The sequence below is a fragment of the Xanthomarina spongicola genome (assembly GCF_003148645.1).
GTDB classification, from domain to species: domain Bacteria; phylum Bacteroidota; class Bacteroidia; order Flavobacteriales; family Flavobacteriaceae; genus Xanthomarina; species Xanthomarina spongicola.
The window spans coordinates 1-2,615 of record NZ_QGGP01000020.1 but is presented as its reverse complement, the minus strand read 5'-3'; the positions used below and the strand labels follow the sequence as shown (position 1 = coordinate 2,615).

Below are 2,615 nucleotides of genomic sequence, written 5' to 3'. Positions count from 1 at the left end.
GCCGAAGTCTAAATGCTTCACCGTGTATAGTAACCTTAATTCTCTCTTTTGTTCTTTCTGATTATTACTTAAATTTAGTGAATTACAAACTTAAGCCGTGTATAATTAATTGCTTGGTTCACTGCCGACTTACGAAAATTCCGCTGGAATTTTCTATCTGTGATTTGTTTGCTAACTTAGTTGCTGAAACACGCAACTAACCATACACATCGCCGTTGTGCTTCATTATAACCAACCATTAACCAATGATAAAATTCTTTAGAAAAATCCGCCAAAACTTGCTTATGGAAAACAAAACTGGAAAGTATTTTAAATACGCTATTGGTGAAATTGTTCTTGTGATGATTGGTATCCTACTAGCCCTACAAGTGAGCAATTGGAATCAAGAACGTAAAGACCGCATTAGCGAGCGTAAACTATTAGACAATATCCATAGAGATTTTATCCAAAATAAAGTGAGTTTTGATTCTGTTAAAGCTATTCATTATCGAGGGCTGAACGCCTTGGAAAACATAATTGTTTTGTTCCCTTTAAACAGAGATACTCTAAAGCTTGCAGCTTACAATAAATACAAATTACAAATACAAGATATGACCTATAATCCATATTCTAGCTCTGTAGAATCCGTGGTCAATTCAAATGCTATTCAATTAATTCAAGATGAAGATTTACAGAAATACCTAGTTTCTTGGAAAGATGTTTTGCTCGACTATCAAGAAGATGAAATGGCATACTATAATTATTTGAATAACTTCCTTTGGCCTTATTTCAGAAATGTATTTGATTTCACAGGAAAAGACAAAGAAAGGAATCTGGATGCCTTAAGTACCAGAAAATTTCAAAACTTGATTATCGGGCGAAGAAATCATATTCGAGGTGTTGTTAAAGCTATAGAGGAAGAACCCATAGAAAATCACATTAACGAGATTATTCGATTAACACAACCTACAGACCAATGATAAAATTCTTCAGAAGAATTCGCCAAAACTTACTAATGGAAAACAAAACTGGAAAGTATTTTAAATATGCTATTGGAGAAATTGTATTAGTCATGATAGGTATCCTACTAGCATTGCAGGTCAACAATTGGAATCAGCAACGTATCGCCATTCAAAAAGAACAATTGTTACTTGAAGCGTTACACAATGAATTCGTTGAAAATAAAGCTCAATTTGAGAAAGTAGTAGATAGACATAAGTTAGCAATGGCAAGTACGCAATACGTAATTGCTCAATTTCCTATCGACCCAAAAACAATCAATATTAAAACTTTTAGAGAGAAGATGATAGGTTGGGGACGTGGGATTACCTTTAACCCAACCCAGGGTGTGATTCGTTCACTCGTAAATACATCTTCCTTCGAGCTTATATCCAATGCAGAGTTAAGAAGACTTCTTGTTTCATGGGAAGATATATTAGCCGATTATCAAGAAGAAGAGAGTATGGCGATAAAAGATAACTACGAAATTCTATTTCCTGAAATTACGCAATTTCTTGGGTGGAAACTTGACTTTGATGATGAACGAGTTGACATAAACTTTCTTTCTACCTTGCAGTTCGAGACAATATTCTATCGCAGAGAAGATAATTTAAAGAATATATTAGGACTGCATAAAATTGAAATTGAATCAAGTAAAATAAGTGAATTAGAACGGATCAAAACCACTATCGACCGAATTATTGAGCTTTCAAAACCTGAAAAATAACGAAAGCACAACAATGTATATAAAAAATAGGCGAGTTAGTAATAGAATCAAGGCTTTTGGCTCGTATCAAACTTTATGCTTAACCGAAAGTTGGGCAGTTCGAAAACGCCTACTTTTCATATACTAAACGTTGTACGCAAGCTGAAAAACTCACTCGAATTGATAAAAAGAATAATTATTGGAATTTTGTTTTTTGCAAGTGGAATTGGAATAGGAATTTTTAGTGATTCATTTTTTCGCCAATTAATCCAAGATTTATTTCAATGGACAACCAATAACGGAATTCAATTTGGAGGTAAGGATTTTTATCTTTTTGGAAATCCAATATCTTTCATAAGTTTTGGTTTAACATCACTCCTATTCTATCACTCAAATAAAACAAATAAATTTTCTAAAATTTTGTGGAATGGGATTATTCTAATTATAATTTTCGGAATTGGTCTTATTAGTATTAGTGCCTTAAATGCTCATTTTAAAATTATCGAATGTACTGCTTGCGATAATGGGATTAGAAGATTGGGATACAACGAAATATATTATGGACTGATTATAGCTTTGAGCTTATTATTTTCTATAATTCCCAGTTTAATAAAAATAATTAAAAACCTAAAAAAAGCCAACGTACAACAACGTGTATAATTAATTACTGCGAATTTCCTACTCGGAAATTCTACGAAATTAATTAACTTAGTTGCTAATTAGAAACGTGGTAACTAAGCCTTGCTCCTTTTCCAAAGCGTTTTGCCTACCTTTCAGGCTGTCTCGGCAAGCCAAATTAGTCGCAAGGCTCAAACGTAACTAATCATACACAAAACCGTTAGGCAACATATGAAAAAACAACTTCTTTCAATACTTTTTATTTCATTAATATCATTTGCCTATTCACAAAAAGAGCGGATTGAAGTTCAAT

At 32.8% G+C, this 2,615-nt stretch carries 3 protein-coding genes; all 3 read left to right on the top strand.

Annotated features, from left to right (window positions below):
• Positions 1–284: 284 nt before the first annotated feature.
• The 3 genes from LX78_RS14615 to LX78_RS14605 all read left to right on the top strand — a co-directional run bounded on the left by LX78_RS14615 (position 285) and on the right by LX78_RS14605 (position 2,344).
• Positions 285–959: a DUF6090 family protein gene (locus LX78_RS14615; protein WP_109683520.1), complete on the top strand. Its 675-nt coding sequence runs from the start codon at positions 285–287 to the stop codon at positions 957–959.
• A gap of 35 nt (positions 960–994) precedes the next feature.
• Positions 995–1,705, top strand: a complete 711-nt coding sequence (locus LX78_RS14610) for a DUF6090 family protein (RefSeq protein ID WP_170109862.1) — start codon at positions 995–997, stop codon at positions 1,703–1,705.
• A 159-nt stretch (positions 1,706–1,864) separates the two neighbouring features.
• Positions 1,865–2,344, top strand: a complete 480-nt coding sequence (locus tag LX78_RS14605; RefSeq protein WP_109683518.1) for a hypothetical protein — start codon at positions 1,865–1,867, stop codon at positions 2,342–2,344.
• Positions 2,345–2,615: the final 271 nt, after the last annotated feature.

Coding starts and splice junctions, on each gene's coding strand:
- LX78_RS14615 (WP_109683520.1), top strand. CDS start 285: ATGGAAAACAAAACTGGAAAGTATTTTAAATACGCTATTGGTGAAATT.
- LX78_RS14610 (WP_170109862.1), top strand. CDS start 995: ATGGAAAACAAAACTGGAAAGTATTTTAAATATGCTATTGGAGAAATT.